Raw genomic sequence first — 1,535 nt, 5'->3', positions numbered from 1 at the left:
ATGATCCACACAGCGATATCATCTGCTGACATGTTGCTGGTGGTGATGGTTGGTTCTGTTTGCATGTTTATGTCTCCGTACTTTCTGTGTCTGTAGAAAATATAGCAATGAGTATTGAATATAGCAATGGGTATTTTTATGTTTGTTTGAGATATTTTGCAATGGTATGAATTAAAAGAATTAATTTATATTTAGTTGAAGCGTAATACGGAATGTTGTTCCGGAGGGGGAATGAATTATCTTGCATTATACCATCAGATGATTAAAGTATATCGGCATTACTGTATATTTGTACAGTGATTATAATCAGATGTTATATTCGAGAGGAATGGGACTATGGTGATGGTTTTAACTAGGCTGAGCGCCGGAAGATATGGGGAGGTACTGATAAATGATAAGAAAGTATCTGATTATCTTCTGAAATCGCGTATCAAAAATACAATTACGCCCATTAAATCCGCACCAGATAAGTCAACGAGGGGAACTCTCGAATCATCGACAGATAAGAACCCATGATCACCACCGTCGAGAAACTTATAGGCGGAAAGGTTATCTCCAACCTTGGCAATAACTAAATCACCCGTTCCCGGCGATATACTATGGTCAATAATAGCAATGCTACCCGCAGTTACATCGGCGCAGCCGGTATTACGGCTGATGATGTATGCACGGTACGATGGTAGTGGCTTTCCTACAGGGGAAATAACGAAATCGTTTGTTTTACCGTTCTCATTCCAAACGGCAATATTCAAAGATTTATCCAGCTGATATGGATGCTCTTTGTTTGGACTGCTCATTTCACCAGCACCATTCGCAAGCCAGTCGATGTTCACAGCCAAGGCATTCGCAATATCTACGAGTTTAACAGAACCCTTAGCCTTTCCATTCACAAGTCGCCAGATCGTAGGTTGAGCAACGCCTGATGCCTCAGCCAGTGAAGCCTGAGTCATATCACCTCTGATTTTCATTGCCTCTTTGAGGCGCTCTGCAAGTGTACTTTTCATGTACGCGAATTTATAGCCATGGGTATTAAAAAGCAAACACTCATGGCTATTGTATAAATTAATACTCATTGCTATTATTTACCCGTGATAATACGAAAGAGGTTAAATATGAAAAACCAAGCTATCCAAAAAGCAATCCATATAGCTGGTGGGCAAAAAAAATTAGCCACCTTGTGTGGTGTCAGTCAACCAACCGTTTGGCGCTGGTTGCATGGCGGTGGCATTGAAGCTCGCTTTGTCATGCTGATCGTAAGAGCCACTAATAATGAAATTGCGCCATCAGAGATTCGTCCCGATTTAACTGAGTTGATAAGCGGCAGTCGCGGAACGGTGAGCTAAGGATACATCGTCAGAACTATTTGATTAACTACAACAAAATCCGAAAGAGAGTAGGACATGAAAAACCAATCACTGAAAGAAGTCGTAAGAGAAATGTGTAGTGCTGCACCAGGTGGGCGCGAGGCAATGGCTGGCGCACTGGGTTTGTCTGTGACGTCATTCAATAACCGGTTCTATGAGAAAAACGGCTGT

2 protein-coding genes and 1 pseudogene are annotated in these 1,535 nt (G+C 41.8%); 2 read left to right on the top strand and 1 reads right to left on the bottom strand.

What is annotated here, in order from left to right; genetic code table 11:
• Positions 1-410: 410 nt before the first annotated feature.
• Positions 411-1,073, bottom strand: a complete 663-nt coding sequence (locus tag ACMHKJ_RS19185; RefSeq protein ID WP_413496426.1) for a helix-turn-helix domain-containing protein — start codon at positions 1,071-1,073, stop codon at positions 411-413.
• 39 nt (positions 1,074-1,112) lie between these two features.
• Here ACMHKJ_RS19185 and ACMHKJ_RS19180 point away from each other — a divergent pair, with 39 nt between their 5' ends.
• Both ACMHKJ_RS19180 and ACMHKJ_RS19415 read left to right on the top strand, forming a co-directional pair.
• A complete protein-coding gene (locus ACMHKJ_RS19180; protein WP_413496424.1) occupies positions 1,113-1,343 on the top strand; it encodes a helix-turn-helix domain-containing protein in 231 nt (76 codons plus the stop codon).
• A 57-nt stretch (positions 1,344-1,400) separates the two neighbouring features.
• Positions 1,401-1,535: pseudogene (locus tag ACMHKJ_RS19415) on the top strand (YmfL family putative regulatory protein); the annotation flags it as partial.

The sequence above is a fragment of the Morganella psychrotolerans genome (assembly GCF_965118875.1).
Classification (GTDB): Bacteria; Pseudomonadota; Gammaproteobacteria; order Enterobacterales; family Enterobacteriaceae; genus Morganella; species Morganella psychrotolerans_C.
This window is presented reverse-complemented; position numbering and strand designations above follow the sequence as displayed.

Coding starts and splice junctions, on each gene's coding strand:
- ACMHKJ_RS19185 (WP_413496426.1), bottom strand. CDS start 1,073: ATGAGTATTAATTTATACAATAGCCATGAGTGTTTGCTTTTTAATACC.
- ACMHKJ_RS19180 (WP_413496424.1), top strand. CDS start 1,113: ATGAAAAACCAAGCTATCCAAAAAGCAATCCATATAGCTGGTGGGCAA.